A 17,461-nucleotide genomic window follows, 5' to 3' on the forward strand; every position below is an offset into this window, starting at 1 on the left:
CATGTTGTAGCTATTGGCGCGTTCAACGGCGCGTTAAGCTCGTCAAGCACGTGTTAACGTCAAACTATAAGCGATAAATCAACACAAAAACGCAGTATTTGAATTCTGTTCAACGCGCTTGTTAAAGCAAACACTATACTAATGTCTATATTTGAGTGCGATGCAATGCTTGATTATGTCATGCCCAAAAGCGTGCATAATTTATCAAGCGATACGCTAATAATCCGCATCATAAACCTTAACTTCGACAAATTATTGTAAAATCCTCCCTAAGGTCATAAATGTACCCTTTCACTAGTCGTGAAAACTTGTTTACTAATGTGTTAGCCCCTATAATCCTAAAATGTAAGTAGTTACTGAAAATAATTTTAATTTACCTATAAGGGTTAAATAAGAATGCAAACGCCTGTGATTTTAATCGTCGAAGATGAAGACGTAACTAGGTTAAATCTTGTCAGCTTGTTTGAAGCTGAAGGCTACAAAGTGCTAGAAGCCATTGACGGTGAAGAAATGCACGAGCGTATTTCACAAAATGATGATATTAACTTGGTGATCATGGACATCAATCTGCCAGGGAAAAACGGCTTAATCTTAGCACGCGAAATTCGTCAGCAACGTAATATTGGTCTTATCTTTTTAACTGGTCGTGACAACGACGTAGATCGTATTCTTGGTCTAGAAATTGGTGCAGACGATTACATAACTAAACCATTCAATCCACGCGAGTTGACAATTCGTGCACGTAACCTTTTAACGCGCACTAACTCAAATGGCGACGAAATCGAAAGCAATAGTTCTGGCCTTCTTACCTTTAATGGCTGGGAACTAGATGAAAATAGCCGTTGTTTAACTTCACCAACAGGTGATGTTAAGCGCTTACCTAAAGGTGAATATCGCGCATTACGTTTAATGCTTGACGCTCCTGGTCGTATCTTTAGCCGTGAGCAGCTAATTAAGCACATGACAGGTCGTGAATTACGCGCTAATGACAGAACAGTAGATGTAACGATTCGTCGTATTCGTAAGCATTTCGAAAGCGAAGCAAACACACCAGAGCTTATCAGCACAATTCACGGTGAAGGCTACCGCTTTATTGGTAAGATTGATTAATTAGTTAATCAGCTAAATCCAATACTTGATGAAGGGCTTTAAGCCCTTTTTCTATATCTGAAACTAACTCAATCAACCACTGTGCTAATTGGCTATCCTCAGCAGTTTCAGCATTATCTTCCATTCGCTTTGCGAGCTGTTGCACTACTTTTAAAGCCACTGAGCCTGCCGCACCTTTTAGTTTATGGGCAACTGACTTGTATTCACTGTACTGCTTATGCTCAAGGGCTTGTTCCAGCTCTTTTAAGTAATTTGGCCATAGCTTTTCAAACAACTGCACACCACGTAAGAAAGACTGAGCGCCCATAGACTCAACAAAATCTTCTAATGTTTCAATATCCAGTAATTCACTATCCTGTGTTGCAATCAGCGTAGACTTTTTATCGTGACTCTTATCTTCTACTTCAACCTCTTTGGTTGAATGAGGGAATAACTCTGCAAGTACTCCATCAAGCTTTCGCGTATTAATCGGCTTAGCCAATGACCCTTGCATAGTAACACCTGCTAAATCTTCCTCAGCGCGGCGCACGTTTGCAGTTAATGCAACTAATGGTAAATGGTCAAACTCTTCACGTGAACGTACAATTCGCGCCACTTGGTCGCCATTAATGTCGGGCAACTGCATATCGAGCAGCACTAAATCTAAATCATCTTCGGTTTCAATAAACGAAAGCGCATCTTCACCTGTTTCCGCCCAAATCACATCGTGACCACGCTGCTCTAGCAAGTTAATTGCGATATCTGCGTTAAGCGGCACATCTTCTACTAATAATATATTTAGTGGACGCCCATCATAAACTTGTTGCACTGGCTGCTCGGTTAATACCAATGGAATTTCAATATTAAAGGTACTGCCCTTTCCCACATTACTAGCAACGTGAATATCGCCTTCCATAGCCAAAATAAGTGCACGTGACACGGCTAAGCCAATTCCAGAGCCAAGTGCATTGCCCCCTGATAAATCAGGTACTTTATAGTATAAATCGAAGATTCGGCTTAATTCGTCCTTGGCGATACCAATACCTGTGTCGCTCACACTAATTTCGAGATAAGACGTCTGACCGCGATAGACGCGTTTACAATCGAGAGTGACGGTTCCTTGCTGCGTAAACTTCACCGCATTATTAATAAGATTCCACAATACCTGGCGTAAACGGGTCGGGTCAATTTCCACATGTACATCAAACACGCCGTCTTGGTGTACTTTAAATTCAAGATCTTTCTGTTGCGCGATTAAGCCGCCAAAATTAAAGATGTCATTGAGAAAATCAGCAAGATTGACGCTCTCACATGCAATGTCTAATTGCTCTCGGTCCACCTTATCGAGGTCGATTATGTCGTTGAATATATTGCCAAGGGTTTCCGCACTCGAAAACACTGTGTTACACCAGCTGCGCTGATCATCGTTTAACTCGGTATCAAGTAACATACGAGTTAAACCGACAATACCGTTAAGCGGTGTACGTAACTCGTGGCTCAGGGTTGCAATAAATTTACCCTTGTCTTTATATGCAGTTTCGAGATCTTGCTCTGCGCGCTTACGCGATGTGATATCTCGACCAAAACCCAGTAGGCCAATGTATTCATTATTTGGATTAAAGAACGGTACTTTACGCATTTCAAACCAGCGTAGTTCTTTATTAACTTGGCAACTTACATCTAGCGTGACAGAAACATGGTTTTGCTGAACTTCGTTATCGGTATTAAGTACCGATGGTGTTAACCCTTTGCCAAAAATATCATCCGCGCGACGTCCAATAAGTTGTTCTGACGACAACCCCATCACCTCTTCAAACATTCTATTGCAACCAGCAAAGCGGCCTGAATTATCGCGGTAATAAAATAAGTCGGGAGATGAATCCACAATTGAGCGTAACAGTACTTCTTGCTCATCAAGCTCTTGTTGTGTACGTTTACGTTCAGCAATTTCCCGGCGCAACTCTTCAATCGCTCGGCGCTTTGCTTGGAATGCCAATTTTCTGTCGTCAATTTCATTATTTAAACGACGAATGTTTTCTTTTAGGCTTTGGTTAAGTAATTTTTCTTGTTTGGTAGCACTTTCAATATAGTGATTGGAGGCGCTCAATTGATGGTTAATATCAAAAATAGAAATGATAAATAATGGCGCTAGAATTGCGGCAAATACCAACATGCCCACAACTTCTAACCAAGGCACTTCGCCTAACGAGATATAGTAATAAGTGCAGGCTACCGCTAACGCAATCAGTTGAATTAAAACAAAAATGACCGCCCCAGCTTTACCTGTGCCAAGGCGGTCAATTAATCGGTTAAGGGCGATTACCCAAAAGCTTGAAAGTGAGCTATTCATAATATGTAACTATAGTTCAAGTTATAGCTCACCACGTAAAGTTATAGGTTTGGTGAAACCGTCAGCTTATTTGCAACTTGCGAAAGCGAACATACTCTAAACTCGCCGCCACGTACTTTAGCTACGCCTAAGCGTGCCAATGCTGAACTGCTTTGTGCAATTGATAAACTAACGTCTTGTTCATTAATTCGGTCGTTGCCAAGTGCCTGCTTAGCACCTGTTTGACACATCATTTCGTTCAACTTAAAGAAGTTGTTACGTGATAGCGCTTGTGCTGAAGTTACTTGTGGCTGAGACCCATTTAACTGAGTTGCATACTTCCAACTCGGGAACTCCACTGAAACCCCACCGCTGCGCATTGCAATATGATCACCATGTGTGAAGTAGTGACTTGTAAACTCGCGTACACCACCTTCATTATTTTCTCTGTTTACTTCAAACAACCACATACCGCCAGAGCCAATCACTTCTAGCTCAAGGTTATTGTCTTGATTGGTAACAACGACAGCTGTTTTATCATCTAAACCAAATATACGCTGATTATCACTGAATAGCGCCGCATGTAGGCCGCGTAATTGTTTACCACGTTTCGATACTTGAGTATCAACAATACCAAACGGTAGTAATGGTAGAATTGGTGATTCAACAACTGTAAAGTCACGTTCGCTTTCAAGTGCAATACAATCAGCACCTAAGCTACAAGCGTCATGGCCAGATGCGAAAGACATAGGCACAATCGTATTAATTTCATTAACAGCGCCCGCCAAAATGCTAAGTGGTTTTCTAGCATTAGTGATCGCATTTACACTGCCGCCTTCAACCGCAACTAACACTTCATTTTTATTAAACATATCAATGATTTTTGTAAGCGATTCACTTGGAGCACCGGTTGGCGTGTAAAACGCGTGGTAACTTAATAATGGGCTACCATCAGCAATATAAATCGCATCCATTCGCTTGATGGTGTCAATTAATGGCGACGACTTTTTACATTCACTAACTTGCTGACGATATAAATCTGGGTAAAGTACTTCACGGCGAAAGCTCGCTAAACGCTTTATTTGGAATTCTTCTAGACTATCGCAAGACGACTTTTCATATTCTTTTGCCGTAATAGCCGTTTGCATTGCTGCATCAATTGGCAACCAAGTTGCTTCAAAACCAATTTGCTCAAACAATCCTAGGTAATAGTCAACGCGTGCATATGGGTCGCGATCTGTGCCTGTTACTACAGCAATACGCGGTTTGCGCTTAGGACCTGAAATTTCAACACTTAAATCAAATAACTTTTGGTAAGCAAGTGTTGCCTCTAAATTTGTGCTTTGCGCCCAGTTAACTTCGGTTTTTTTGCGTTTTGAGCGACTTTCAGCTTGCTTTTGCTCTAACAAATCGAACAGATTACGCTTTTCAAATTCGTATAGACTTTGCCAAATATCACGACCTGAAACCGTTTCTGTGCCAACTTCAATTGACACACCACGCAGCGCTCTTACAAACTGGCGCTCCGTTAATGTTTTGCTTTCAAATTTAGGTTTTACCGCTTTTAGAATATCAGCAACTTGTTTCTTTAATTCTTCTTGTTCAGTCCACGCATACTCAGAAACCCGTAACAGTGCTTCATCGGTAATATCAAAAATGGCTTTTTGTTTTACATCATCGGAAAACGATTCTTTTCCCTCTTTAGTACAGAAACGTTGATTTTCACTGGAACAAACCTTAAGGTCGTCTGAGAGCATAAGTAATGTGTTAGCCGAAACAGCCGCCACAGGAGTGAACGCAACAAAAGAAGTTGCGATTATTGAACTAACAAAAGTTTGTACGTTCTTACTAAACGTGTTTTTATTTGTCATTTTAAACAAGCAAAGTCGAGCGAAGCGCATAAGTAACACCATTTATTGTTATTTTATTGCGTCAATCTAGATACCGAACAGAGCGAGTCGGCAAACCCCAAATTCGAATGAGCACAACGGAATTTCGAATTTTACCCAGTATCTGCGCGAGTAACAAGTAGTTGCGCTGTTAAGCCAACAAAATTCCCATAAAACCCAATCGATGTAGTAATAAAGTTTTGGCACTTTTATTGCTTAATTCATTATGAAAAAGTTTGCGTCAAAGTTTTGATTTGGAGTATCTATGGAACTTGTTTCGTTATTAATTCTAGTGTTAGTGGTTATGGCGGCGTTTGTTGCGTCAAAATTTACCCACTCGGGAAATCCTTACCCGTTTACACAAAAAAAATCGTTATTTACTCAGGTAGAAACGGCGTTTTTAAATTTGCTGGAAAAAGCGATTGGCTCTGACTACAAAATTGTAAGTCGCGTTAGGTTGGTTGATATTTTAGATTTTCAACCGGGCACCGATGACAAATCACGTCGCAGTGCACTTGCTAAAGCGCAAAATAAACAGCTTGATTACGTATTATTGGATAAAGAAAGCTTGAAGATTGTTGCAGCAATCGACTTAGTCAATAATGCTAGTAAAAATGGTCACAAGGCGAAAAAAGACTGGTTTGTAAATGGCGCGTTAGAATCTGCCGGTGTACCGCTTATTCGCATAAAAGTAAAAACGGGTTACAAGCCACAAGAAGTAAGACAGGCCATATTATTTAAATTGGGTAAACAAGTAACCAATTCTAAACCACCTATTCGAAAAGCAACCAGTAAACCTACGGCAGTGTTGTCTCCGTCACAGGTTAAGTCGCAGTCAACGGCTCTGGCACAAGTTTAATTTTTTAGAGCGGGTTGTTCTTTACCCGCTAACAACCCGCACATTGCGGGTTTTATTTTGTCTGTGAATTTATTAGTAACCTAGCTATAATTCCGCCATATTTTATTTATTCCCTATTAATAGGCGTAACCATTATGAAAATCGGTATTATTGGCGCAATGGAGCCAGAAGTAGCTATTTTAAAAGCTGCGATTGAAAACACTAAAATTACGGAGCGCGGTAGCTTCACGTTTTACCAAGGTCAACTTGCTGAGCAAAACGTCATTTTAGTTCAATCTGGTATTGGTAAAGTGGCTTCGGCACTCGCTACTACGCTAATGATTGAGTTGTTCGCACCAGATTGCATTATCAACACTGGTTCTGCAGGTGGTTTTGAGCAAAGCCTGAACGTTGGCGATGTGGTTATTTCAAGTGAAGTGCGTCATCACGATGTTGATGTTACTGCTTTTGGTTATGAAATGGGTCAAGTACCACAAATGCCACCAGCGTTTATTGCGCATAAAACACTTGTAGAAAGTGCTGAAAAAGCGATTGCTGAAATGTCGAAAGGCATTAAAACAATGGTTGGCCAAATTTGTACCGGTGATTCATTTATGTGTGATCCTGTGCGCATTGACAAAACACGCGAACAATTTCCAAATATGTTAGCGGTTGAAATGGAAGGTGCAGCAATTGCACAAGTATGTCATCAGCTAAATACACCATTTGTAGTGATTCGCTCGCTGTCAGATATTGCTGGTAAAGAATCACCAGAATCATTCGAGTCTTATTTAGTGAAAGCATCAGAAAACTCATCAGAGATGGTGATTGCACTGTTAAAAAATCTAAAGCAGGTCTCTCTGTAAGTGGCATTTGAGCTGCCCTTTTTTTCAACCAGCGCATGGCAAACAATATTGCTTGCGCTGGTTAGCTCAGTGTTAGTTATCCCCTCGCAATATCACCCTACACCGTTTTTTCGCCTACTGATAAGCAAAATGGCTGGGCGTATTTATGATGCAAACGCATCGAATGTGTACGCATCCTTTTCTTCATTATTATTAAGCTGTTTAATTGTAGGCTGCATCGCAATCTTGGCGATTGGCATCACAAGCTTTGCGCAATATCCCGTTGCGTTTGAGTTGTTAATCTTATTATTACTGATTAACAATCCTTACACTAACGCTAAATTAAAACGCGCAGCATGGCTATTAACACAACAACAAAAGCCCGTGGTACGCGATATTTTAAGCCAGTTTTTACGTCGTGATAGTAACAACTTATCAGAGTCTGGATTAATAAAAGCAATCATTGAACACCAAAGTTTAAGCTATTTTCGCCACTTTTTTTTGCCGCTTGTTCTTTATTACTGCTTGGGTTTTAACGCGGCACTTATTTATTGCCTATTTTTACATTGTGCCAATGTTTTTTCTAAAACTGCGCCACCAGATAGCCAGTTCAGTAACGCAACCAACGCCGTTATTTATTACTTAGAATTTTTACCGCTTAGGCTTTTTTGCTTGCCTTTACTGCTTAAACCTAAAACCCGAGGTTTTCGTTACTTAGCGCTATTTGTAGATAATGGTTATCAGAAAAACTCGTGTTTTTTGCTTGCTTGTCTTAGTGGATATCTTGACGTACAACTTGGTGGCCCTGCTTTTTACTCTGGTAAGCGCTACAGCAAAACACGCATCGGACCTAAAACACTGCCACAGCAAAAAGCAATTAAACAAGCGAAAAACGCACTGATGTTTGCCAGTGCATTTTGGCTTTGCCTTATTCTTTTCTTGGAAATTATTTATGCCGCGACTAACCATCTCTAAGCTTATATTTGTTTTAACTTTATTGTTAAGCTTACCGCTTTCAGCGACGCCTAAACGCATTGCATCACTTGCCCCCCATTTAACTGAATGGACATACTCGCTAGGATTAGGTGAAAATATTGTCGCCGTAAGCAGTTACAGTGATTTTCCTGAAGATGCCAAAAAGCACCCAGAAATTGCCGATGCTAATGGTATTAACCTAGCCAAGTTAGTTGAGTTAAACCCTGAACTTGTGCTGGTTTGGCGCTCTAACGCTAAACTTGGCCAAATTGAGAAAATGAAAAAGCTGGGTTTAAATGTGTTTATTTCCAACCCACATACTTTAGAAGATATAGAAAACGAAGTGCTTGCGCTCGGCGAAACATTAAACGCCAAAAATAAAGCTATTGACTACACATCACAATTTAAACGTGAGATTAGCGAGTTAAAAACGCGCTATCAAAAAGAAAAGCCTGCCACTGCATTTTTTCAACTTTGGCATACACCGATTATGACAGCCAATAAACATACTTTAGTTAATCAAATTTTTGACATCTGCGGCCTTAGCAATGTATTTGCCGACAGCTCGGTTAATTACCCAACCGTTAATAAAGAGCAGGTCATGTTAAAACAGCCAGAATTTATTGTGATTTCAGAGATGGATGAAGACAACACACAAGCAAAGATTTGGCGTGATATGAATTCGATTCCAGCGGTTAAAAAAGGTCAAATAATAAAACTCAACCCAGATCACTTACACCGCTACACCAATCGAGTGCTTATTGCCGCAAATGAGTTATGCGAAAAGGTCAGCGCCTTTCAAAACTAACTAACCCCCTCAATTTCGAGTAATCGCTTTTTCGCGGCTAAACCACCGGCGTAACCCGTTAGCTTGCCATTGCTGCCAATAATACGGTGGCATGGCACAATAATCGAAATTGCGTTAGCACCATTGGCATTCGCAACTGCTCGCACGGCACTTGGCATATTAAGCTTTGTTGCCAATTCACCGTAGCTTTGCGTTTGACCATATCCAATTGCTTGTAACCCCTGCCAAACTAACTTTTGAAAGTGAGTACCCACCAGCTTTAAAGGAATTGAAAACTGATTTAAATCACCTGCAAAGTAAGCTTCTAGTTGATTTATAGCCTGCTGGTTAAAATCACTGTTTGCACAAACAAACTCTGCGCTTAATCCTTTCGCTAAACGACTATCAACAGTGCTGCGGGCTTTTCGCTCTTGCCAGTCACACAAACATAATTGCTCATCAATCGAGCCTATTAGTAATTTGCCTACAGGGCTTAAATATTCGGTCGTTAATATTTTAGACATATAAAAAAGCCCACTTTCGTGGGCTCTCATTAATTAACAGTTACTTTTGCGAACTTACGTTTACCAACTTGGTAAACTTCCGTTGTGCCAGCTTCAATCAACATTTTGCTGTCTGAAACTTTTTCTTTCGCGTTAATCTTTACCGCACCTTGCTTGATCATGCGAATTGCTTCAGATGTACTTGCCACTAGACCTACTTCTTTTAGTAAGCTTGCAATGGTTAATTCGCCATCTGCAGTGATCGTTACTTCTGGAATATCATCCGGCAGCGCATTCTTTTGGAAACGTTTAATGAAATCTTGGTGCGCACCTTCAGCAGCTTCTTCTGAATGGAAGCGTGCAATCATCTCTTTCGCGAATTCAATTTTGATATCACGTGGATTTGTGCCATTTGCTACCTTTTCTTTCAGTGCATCAATTTCTTCAATGCTTAATGCGCTAAGTAGCTCGTAGTAACGCCACATTAGATCATCTGAAATCGACATTACTTTACCAAACATATCATTTGGCTCATCAGTAATACCAATATAGTTACCTAATGACTTAGACATCTTTTGAACGCCGTCAGTACCTTCAAGTAAAGGCATCATTAATACGGTTTGTGGTTTTTGACCTTCGTCTTTTTGTAGCTCACGACCCATTAGCAAGTTAAAACGCTGATCGGTGCCACCGAGTTCAACATCTGCTTCTAATGCAACTGAATCCCAACCTTGTACCAATGGGTACAGGAACTCGTGAATAGCAATTGACTGACCGCCTGCATAACGCTTTTTGAAATCGTCACGCTCTAACATACGCGCAACCGTTTGACGCGCAGCTAGTTTGATCATACCTGCTGCACCTAGGTTCTCCATCCACTGTGAGTTGAATGCAACCGTAGTTTTCGCAGGGTCTAAAATTTTAAATACTTGCTCTTTGTATGTTTCAGCATTAGCAAGTACATCGTCACGAGTAAGTGGCTTACGCGTTACATTTTTACCTGTAGGGTCACCAATCATGCCTGTGAAATCACCAATCAAAAAGATAACTTCGTGACCTAAGTCTTGGAAAGTTTTCATTTTATTGATTAACACAGTATGACCTAAGTGAAGATCCGGTGCCGTTGGATCGAAGCCTGCTTTAATTTTTAATTTTTTACCTGACTTTAATTTTTCAACTAACTCATCTTCAATCAGGATCTCTTCAGCGCCACGCTTTATTTCTGCTAACGCTGCTTGGATATCAGCCATGTATTTCTCCATTCGAAAAAGCACGTTGCCGCACTTTTGCAAAAAATTCATTTTTAAGATAACAATTTCTTGATTCTACCCTATATTTTGGTCACTTTAAATGCACAAAACACTGGCGCTACAGGTGATATAAGGTTATTCTGATTTTATTCACTTTTATTTAATTAATGTAGCAAAAGGCACATTATGGTTTTGCAAGTACAAAAACTACCGAAAAAACATAAATTGTTGCTCGCTGGGGTAGTTACATTTATTTCCGCATTGGTGCTGCTACCCTCTGAGAAGGCGAGCGCATCAAGGCATACAAATCATGATGCGCTAGAAATCGGCAAGCGTTATGAATTAGCAATTGAAGTAGAAAAGTTAGAACAAGAAGCTGTTTCCGCCAAAGCAGAAGAGGTGTTGCCAGAAGTAACACTTAATTTTAAAGAATTCAAAGTTAAAAAAGGCGATAACCTAGCTAAAATATTTAAACGCGCAGGTTTTTCGGCTTCCACACTTCATAAAATAGTTAATGCCAACAAACTCAATAAACAGTTAACTAAAATTCACCCTGGTGACTCACTATTTTTCGCAGCTAACGAAAACAACGAATTAATTCAGTTAAACTATCAAATTAGCCGTACAGAAACTTTGGTCGTTAAACTTAATGACGATCAAACCATTAGCTCTAGCCTAGACAAAAAAGCAATTGAAAAACGTACTGATTACGCGTCGGGCACGATTGATTCGAGTTTTTGGAACGCAGGTCTTAGCGCTGGTCTAAATGAAAAACAAATTATTAGCTTTGCCAATATTTTTGGTTGGGATATCGACTTTGCCAACGATCTTCGTAAAGGCGATGCTTTCACTCTGATCTATGAAAACCACTACGTTGATGGTGAGTTTATTGGTACCGGTAAAATTCTTGCTGCTGAATTCGTTAACCAAGGCGAAAGCTATGCCGCGGTGCGTCATACCGATGATAATTTCTATACCCCTGAAGGCCGTAGCTTACGTAAAGCATTTTTACGAGCTCCTGTTAACTTTAGATATATAAGCTCGAACTTCAACCCACGTCGCAAGCACCCTGTTACAGGCCGTGTTAAAGCGCATCGCGGTATCGATTACGCAGCGAAAACTGGCACACCAGTGGTTGCTGCGGGTAACGGTACTGTGATTAAAGCGGGTTACAATAAATATAATGGTAACTATGTATTTATTCGTCATGGTCAACAATATGTGACTAAGTACTTACACCTGCATAAACGCAAGGTAAAACGCGGCGAAAAAGTTAAACAAGGTGAACTAATTGGTACTGTTGGGGCAACCGGTCGCGTTACTGGCGCTCACTTACATTATGAGTTTTTAGTTAACGGTGTACACCGTAATCCACGAACAGTTAAGTTACCAAAGGCACAATCACTGCCTAAATCTGAACTTGCTAATTTCAGGCCATACGCGCAAGAGATGCTTGTAAGTTTACAGAAAAACAGAGAGTTACAACTCGCATTAGCAAAATAGAATAATAAGGCACCTAACGGTGCCTTATTCGTTCTAACAGAGCAAAAATCTTCTGCCTATACTTAATGCAGGAGGTAGTTATGTTGTTATTTGTGCTTATTAAACGCTTAATGCTGATCACCTTTTGCTCTTTATTGTTAACGTGTACGCCTGTGCCCCATTCACAGTTTCGCGTACTAAATACCGCTCCCGAACAGCAATCTAATCGCATAAATGTCACTAATCACCTTCGCACAACCCCGCGCCCGGCTGATAATACTCAATACCCCATTGCGCTCGGTGATGTTGGTCCGATAAAGCCTCTTTACGCCGGTAACAATCGTTATCCATTCTCATGTGATACTGTTCGCTCAGGGCTTGGACAGCCCTTAGTCGATAATCAACAAGCGCTCGGCACTGCGGTTTTCAGAGAAAATTCAGACGGCAGCTTAAGCAACACCGTAATTGGCTACAGCAAAGACTGTTTAGTGCCCTCAACATTGCGCTACTTTGTAGTGAATTTAAACGGCGAAAGTGAAGAAATTACCGATTCTTCATCCCTTGATAAACACCAATTCGATAGCAATCAGCAACTCATCAGGTTAGAGCAAGGCACGATAAATCGGCATATTTATACCATTGCAATGCCAATCAAAAAAACGGAATTTAACACTTGGCGAACAAGCTCTCTTTGGAACAAAAAACTTATTTATCAATTTGCTGGCGGTGTTGGTATTGGCTTTCGCCAAGGCAAAGTAAATCCCAAAAAACTATTACAGCGGCGCTTTAGCCAACTACATAACGGCTATGCAGTGATCACCTCAAGCGCCAACAAAACCAGCTACACTTATAATATGCTGCTTGCCGAAGACACTGCATGGCGGGTAAAAAAACAATTTGAAGCACTTTATGGCAAACCCATTTACACCGTTGGCATTGGTGGCTCGGGTGGCGGTTTGGCACAGTACTTAATTGCACAAAATAGCCCTGGTTTAATTGATGCAGCCATACCGCTCTATTCCTACCCAGATATGGTGTCACAAACGATTTATGCCCTTGATTGCGACTTATTCAATACCTATTACCACTTTAAAAGTGATTTAGCTAACTGGGATAACAGTGACAAAAAACGTGCAATTGAAGGTTTAAACAATGCCGAGATTGAACATAAATCTTGGTTTTATACGCCAATAAATCAATTTCTCACAGGTAAGGCGTTTTATCGCCCTAAAATATATAGCGAGTGTGTACATGGCTACTTTGGGCTAAGCAGCCTTGTTAATAATCCCGCACAAGGCTTTCTAAAGCCTTTATTTAGCCAAACGGTTAATCACCAAACTAACTGGAGTTATTGGCAAGATTTGGCCTTAATAACACAAGCACCTAATGCTGCAACAAGTGCACCCGCTCTTTGGGATAACCAAGGGGTTCAATATGGCTTAAATGGCCTTAAACAAGGCAGTTTATCAGCGACTGAGTTTTTGCATTTAAATTATCATATTGGTGGGTGGAAAGCACAAACAGAGCAGCGCCCTGAACAACTACTGTTTTTTCCATTTGTAAAAACCCCTATTTGGCTTACACAGTGGAGCCGGCACAATATCTATGTTGCAGGAAAAAAACCAGCCAAGCGTACGGTGGCGAACCTAGCTGCTGTAAGACAAGCTTATCGCTATGGTCAAGTGTATTTGGGATTTAACAGCATACCTACAATCGATATTCATCACTACCTCGAAGATCAGCTTGATATGCACCATATCTCTACGTCATTTGCCACGCGACTTAGAATCTTAAAACAACAAGGGCATCTCAAAAACCACCGTATTTGGATTGCTGATAAGCACTACACACCACTCAATGAAGCTTTTTCTGTTATTGATAAATGGTTGAGTACTCAGCAAGCACCTGATGATGCAAGCGATCGCTGTTTTAATAAGTCGGGTGGGATAATCGCGCAAGGTGAAAATGTCTGGCACGGAAACTGGAATAATCAGCCAGCAGGTGCATGTACAAAACATTTTCCCATTTATACTAATTCACGAATTCAAGCCGGCGGGCCATTTTCTGGCAGTATTTTTAAATGTCAGCGTATTGCTGTAGAAAAAGCGGTAGCAAACGGAGTGTATGCGCCCATCGATATGACGCCCTACCTTGCTGAACTAAAGCGCACTTTTCCCGATGGTGTGTGTGATTACGATAAACCTGATTTAGGTAATCCGTTTAACGTACTAAATGATAAATCAGACTTACCACCATTGAAATCATCACAAGTGGCCAAATCCAACGGGCGATCTTAGCCGTTTGCTGATCTGAGAAGCGTACACCTGATTTCTCAATTAGGGGAATAATCACGATTAACGCCACGAAAAGCGCAATCAACAAAATAAAAACATTCATTAAAACAGTCCAATGTATTAGCGCGTGTTGACCTTTACGGTCTAGCTTTATGAGTGATTGTACCGAGAAAAGTGAAGATAAAAAAGCGGCCGAATTAACGGCCGCAAAATGAGCTGGTTGAGCTCTACGATGAAACTTATCCCACCATGGCAAGTAATATACCGGCAGCAACTGCACTGCCTAATACGCCTGCCACATTTGGACCCATTGCATGCATTAGTAAAAAGTTATGTGGGTTTGCTTCTAAACCAACTTTGTTAACAACACGTGCAGCCATTGGTACTGCAGATACGCCCGCCGCACCAACTAATGGATTGATAGGTGTTTTACTAAATTTATTCATTGCCTTTGCCATCAGAACACCTGAACCCGTACCAATACCAAACGCCACCGCGCCAAGTGCTAAGATACCTAAGGTTTCAACTGTTAAAAACTGATCAGCCGCAAGTTTTGAACCAACAGCCAAGCCAAGGAATATGGTTGTAATATTAATCAGCTCGTTTTGCGCGGTTTTACTCAAACGATCCACCACACCTGACTCACGCATTAAATTACCTAAGCAGAACATACCCACAAGTGGTGCAGCTGCTGGCAAGAACATGGCAATAAGCACTAGCACTAATAATGGAAATATCACTTTTTCCGCTTTGCTAACGTGGCGTAACTGTGGCATTTCAATATTGCGTTCTTCTTCTGTGGTAAACAACTTCATAATTGGCGGCTGAATAATCGGCACTAACGCCATATAAGAATACGCAGCAACAGCAATTGCACCCAATAGATCAGGGGCAAGTTTAGACGCTAAGAAGATAGCCGTTGGACCATCTGCACCACCAATAATGGCAATTGCCGATGCATCTTGTAGCGTAAATTCAAAACCTGGAATGTAGTTTAAGAAAATCGCGCCAAATAAGGTGGCAAAAATTCCAAATTGTGCCGCTGCACCTAACAGCAACATTTTAGGGTTAGCAATCAATGCACTAAAGTCAGTAAGCGCGCCTACTCCCATAAAAATAAGCAGCGGGAACACCCCTGAATCAATACCAATTTTATACACGTAGTACAGCAATCCACCGGCTTCTGATAACCCAGCTAGTGGAATGTTGGTTAAGATTGCCCCAAAACCAATAGGCACTAATAACAATGGCTCAAAGTTGCGCACAATTGCAAGGTACAGTAACAGTGCGCCAACCAGCATCATAATCAGCTGAGGAAGTTCTAAGTTGGCAATACCTGTGGCTTGCCATAAGGTTATTAAGTTTTCCATTACAACTCCCCAACCTTTACGCTAGCGACAATAAAGGTTCGCCAGTTGCAACTGAATCCCCTTCAGATACAAATATTTCTGCGATAGTGCCATCTTTAGCTGCACGAACTTCAGTTTCCATTTTCATCGCTTCCATAATGATCACAACGTCGCCTTTCGCCACTTGTTGACCAGGTTTGGCATTCACTTTAAAAATATTGCCAGACAGCGGAGAATTTAGCGTTTCGGCAGCATCAACAGAGGTTGATTGCGGTAATACATCTGTGTGTTGACTCGATGCACTTGGTGCTGGCTGAATATTGGTAAGTTCGCCGCTTGGGGCAACACTTACTGCATACACTTTGCCATCAACACTGATGCTGTAATGCTCTGTTTTGCCACTTGGTTTTGGCGCGGGTACCTGCTCAGTAGGCAGTGGCTCATTACTTGGTGCTGGCTCAAACGCCTCAGGATTATTTCTGTTTTTAAGATATTTCAAACCTATTTGCGGGAATAATGCATACGTTAATACATCATCAATCACATCATCGGCTAAATCTAATTTATCTTTTTGTGCAATTTCATCAAGCTCTTGCTCTAATTTACTGAGTTCTGGTTCAATTTGATCTGCAGGACGACACGTGATTGGCTCTGCACCATCAAGTACACGCTCTTGCAATTCTTTATTTACGGGCGCAGGGGTAGAACCGTATTCGCCTTTAAGCACACCAGCGGTCTCTTTGGTGATTGACTTGTAACGTTCACCGGTTAAAACATTTAACACTGCTTGGGTACCAACAATTTGCGATGTAGGTGTAACAAGCGGTAAAAAGCCTAGATCTTCACGCACTTTAGGAATTTCCAACAATACATCGTCTAATTTATCGTCAGCGCCTTGTTCTTTAAGCTGATTTTCCATATTTGTTAACATGCCACCTGGCACTTGCGCTAACAAAATACGGCCATCAACGCCTTTTAGACTGCCTTCGAACTTAGCGTATTTCTTACGTACGTCTCTAAAGTACGCAGCAATTTCTTCCAGTAAGTTCATATCAAGGCCGGTTGCACGGTCAGTATTCTCTACGATTGATACAATCGTTTCAGTAGCGCTGTGACCATAGGTCATACTCATACTTGAGATTGCTGTATCAAGCATATCAATACCAGCATCAATCGCCTTTTGATACGTTGCGGTGCTTAGTCCGGTAGTTGCGTGACATTGCATTGCGATTGGTACAGCAACGGTCTCTTTTAAACCGGTAATTAATTTTTCTGCATCGTACGGATTAAGCAGACCCGCCATATCTTTAATACAAATAGAGTGAACGCCTAAATCTTCCAATTGTTTTGCTTGATCAAGCCACATTTGCAGATTGTGCACAGGGCTAACTGTGTATGAGATTGTACCTTGTGCATGTGCCCCTACTTTTACCGCCGACTTAATAGCAGTTTCTAAATTACGCACATCATTCATTGCATCAAAAATACGAAAAACGTCGACACCGTTTTTATGTGCTCGTTCAACAAAACGTTCTACCACGTCATCAGCATAATGACGGTAACCTAATAAGTTTTGACCACGAAGCAACATTTGCTGTTTGGTATTCGGCATTGCCGCTTTTAACGCACGAATGCGGTGCCAAGGATCTTCACCTAAATAACGAATACATGCGTCAAACGTCGCCCCGCCCCACGATTCCATTGACCAATAACCTACTTTATCTAGCTTTTCAGCAATTGGTAACATATCTTCTAAGCGTAAACGGGTCGCGAGTAATGACTGGTGTGCATCGCGCAGTACTAATTCTGTTAATTTTAGTTGTGACATGAT

13 protein-coding genes are annotated in these 17,461 nt (G+C 41.1%); 7 read left to right on the forward strand and 6 right to left on the reverse strand.

What is annotated here, in order from left to right; translation table 11 throughout:
- The first annotated feature begins 396 nt into the window (after positions 1-396).
- Positions 397-1,110 carry a two-component system response regulator ArcA gene (arcA, locus tag PSPO_RS09860; RefSeq protein WP_010559616.1) on the forward strand — a complete coding sequence of 238 codons (714 nt, stop codon included), beginning with the start codon at positions 397-399 and terminating at the stop codon, positions 1,108-1,110.
- 4 nt (positions 1,111-1,114) lie between these two features.
- Here arcA and PSPO_RS09865 read toward each other — a convergent pair whose 3' ends face one another.
- Together PSPO_RS09865 and PSPO_RS09870 are read right to left on the reverse strand one after the other, a co-directional pair.
- Positions 1,115-3,439, reverse strand: coding sequence for an ATP-binding protein (locus tag PSPO_RS09865; protein WP_010559615.1), 2,325 nt, complete (start codon positions 3,437-3,439; stop codon positions 1,115-1,117).
- Positions 3,440-3,480: 41 nt separating this feature from the next.
- Positions 3,481-5,289: a type 1 glutamine amidotransferase family protein gene (locus tag PSPO_RS09870; RefSeq protein WP_148665239.1), complete on the reverse strand. Its 1,809-nt coding sequence runs from the start codon at positions 5,287-5,289 to the stop codon at positions 3,481-3,483.
- A gap of 283 nt (positions 5,290-5,572) precedes the next feature.
- On the opposite strand from PSPO_RS09870, the gene PSPO_RS09875 reads away from it, so the two are divergent.
- The 4 genes from PSPO_RS09875 to PSPO_RS09890 all read left to right on the forward strand — a co-directional run bounded on the left by PSPO_RS09875 (position 5,573) and on the right by PSPO_RS09890 (position 8,773).
- Positions 5,573-6,166, forward strand: coding sequence for a DUF2726 domain-containing protein (locus tag PSPO_RS09875; RefSeq protein WP_010559613.1), 594 nt, complete (start codon positions 5,573-5,575; stop codon positions 6,164-6,166).
- Positions 6,167-6,300: 134 nt separating this feature from the next.
- Positions 6,301-7,011: a 5'-methylthioadenosine/S-adenosylhomocysteine nucleosidase gene (mtnN, locus tag PSPO_RS09880; protein ID WP_010559612.1), complete on the forward strand. Its 711-nt coding sequence runs from the start codon at positions 6,301-6,303 to the stop codon at positions 7,009-7,011.
- Entirely contained in the window at positions 7,012-7,965 is a 954-nt protein-coding gene (locus PSPO_RS09885; protein WP_010559611.1) for a cobalamin biosynthesis protein, read from the forward strand.
- Positions 7,943-8,773 (forward strand): cobalamin-binding protein, encoded by an 831-nt coding sequence (locus tag PSPO_RS09890; RefSeq protein ID WP_010559610.1) that lies wholly within the window; start codon positions 7,943-7,945, stop codon positions 8,771-8,773. Before PSPO_RS09885 ends, PSPO_RS09890 begins: the two co-directional genes overlap by 23 nt.
- Here the strand turns inward: PSPO_RS09890 and PSPO_RS09895 are convergent.
- Positions 8,770-9,276 carry a methylated-DNA--[protein]-cysteine S-methyltransferase gene (locus PSPO_RS09895; protein ID WP_040641666.1) on the reverse strand — a complete coding sequence of 169 codons (507 nt, stop codon included), beginning with the start codon at positions 9,274-9,276 and terminating at the stop codon, positions 8,770-8,772. The genes PSPO_RS09890 and PSPO_RS09895 overlap by 4 nt on opposite strands.
- Before the next feature lie 29 nt (positions 9,277-9,305).
- Positions 9,306-10,505, reverse strand: a complete 1,200-nt coding sequence (gene tyrS, locus PSPO_RS09900) for a tyrosine--tRNA ligase (protein WP_010559608.1) — start codon at positions 10,503-10,505, stop codon at positions 9,306-9,308.
- A 186-nt stretch (positions 10,506-10,691) separates the two neighbouring features.
- Between tyrS and PSPO_RS09905 the strand changes: the two genes are divergently transcribed.
- Positions 10,692-12,008 carry a peptidoglycan DD-metalloendopeptidase family protein gene (locus PSPO_RS09905; protein WP_010559607.1) on the forward strand — a complete coding sequence of 439 codons (1,317 nt, stop codon included), beginning with the start codon at positions 10,692-10,694 and terminating at the stop codon, positions 12,006-12,008.
- 80 nt (positions 12,009-12,088) lie between these two features.
- The gene (locus PSPO_RS09910; protein ID WP_010559606.1) at positions 12,089-14,284 is read left to right on the forward strand and encodes a DUF6351 family protein; all 2,196 of its coding nucleotides are present in this window, start codon (positions 12,089-12,091) and stop codon (positions 14,282-14,284) included.
- 236 nt (positions 14,285-14,520) lie between these two features.
- Here the strand turns inward: PSPO_RS09910 and PSPO_RS09920 are convergent, their stop codons facing one another.
- Positions 14,521-15,651, reverse strand: coding sequence for a sodium ion-translocating decarboxylase subunit beta (locus PSPO_RS09920; RefSeq protein WP_010559604.1), 1,131 nt, complete (start codon positions 15,649-15,651; stop codon positions 14,521-14,523).
- Between the two features lie 16 nt (positions 15,652-15,667).
- Positions 15,668-17,458, reverse strand: a complete 1,791-nt coding sequence (gene oadA / locus PSPO_RS09925; protein ID WP_010559603.1) for a sodium-extruding oxaloacetate decarboxylase subunit alpha — start codon at positions 17,456-17,458, stop codon at positions 15,668-15,670.
- Between the last annotated feature and the right edge of the window lie 3 nt (positions 17,459-17,461).

Source organism: Pseudoalteromonas spongiae UST010723-006 (assembly GCF_000238255.3).
GTDB lineage: Bacteria > Pseudomonadota > Gammaproteobacteria > Enterobacterales > Alteromonadaceae > Pseudoalteromonas > Pseudoalteromonas spongiae.